Annotated in this window: 1 pseudogene; it reads left to right on the forward strand. The window is 67.9% G+C overall.

The annotated features are described in order from the left end of the window. Positions 1-58 precede the first annotated feature (58 nt). A pseudogene (locus ACFWU3_RS36455) lies at positions 59-990 on the forward strand (IS5 family transposase). Positions 991-1,008 lie beyond the last annotated feature (18 nt).

A 1,008-nucleotide genomic window follows, 5' to 3' on the forward strand; every position in this document is an offset into this window, starting at 1 on the left:
TAGGCGCTGTTTCTCGGATCTCCTGACCTAGCAGGGCTGTTGGGGCCAGGCTGGAGAGATGGGCCGTGGAGATTTAACGAACGCGGAGTGGGACCGGCTGGAGTCGTTCCTGCCTCGGGGTGGTACGCGTGGAGGCCGGTGGAGTGACCATCGGCGGGTGATCAACGGGGTGCTCTACCGAGTGCGGACGGGTGTGCAGTGGAGGGATCTGCCTGAGCGGTTCGGTCCCTGGGAGACCGCCTACAAGCGTCATCGCCGCTGGTCAGCCGACGGCACCTGGAAGATGCTGCTGTCACAGGTCCAGGCCGCACAGGACGCGGCAGGTGAGGTCGACTGGGACGTGTCGGTGGACTCCACGTCAGTGCGAGCCCACCAGCATGCCGCCGGCGCGAGGAAGGCCCCGCCGGCCGCGGTCCCTCAAAAGGGGGCCCGCGCGGGGACGAACCAGCCCGATCCGGTCCTGCGGAAACTGACCATCCGACTGGAGGAGGTGGTGACATCGGCGAATGCCTGGGACGCTCCCGCGGGGGCTTCACCACCAAAATCCATCTTGCCGCCGACGGGCGGTGCCGCCCCCTCGCGCTCCTGCTGACTCCCGGCCACTACGGAGACGGCCCCCAACTCGAGCCCGTGCTGGGGCAGATAGCCGTACCGCGCACCGGAGTGGGACGGCCCCGCACCCGGCCCGACCACGTGCTGGCCGACAAGGCCTACACGTCGCGGCACAACCGCCGCTACCTGCGACGACGCGGCATTGCCCACACCATTCCCGAGCGGCGGGACCAGCGCAGACACCGGCTCAAACGCGGCTCCCGAGGCGGCCGCCCCACCGGATTCGACAGCGAGCACTACAAGAAACGCAACACCGTCGAACGTGCCATCAACCGCCTGAAAGGCTTCCGGGCGGTCGCCACCCGCTACGAGAAACGGGCCTACGTCTACCTCGGTACCGTCACCCTCGCAGCACTCATCATCTGGCTCCGCACATGATCCGAGAAACAGCGCCTA

The organism is Streptomyces sp. NPDC058685, assembly GCF_042714725.1.
Taxonomy (GTDB): domain Bacteria; phylum Actinomycetota; class Actinomycetes; order Streptomycetales; family Streptomycetaceae; genus Streptomyces.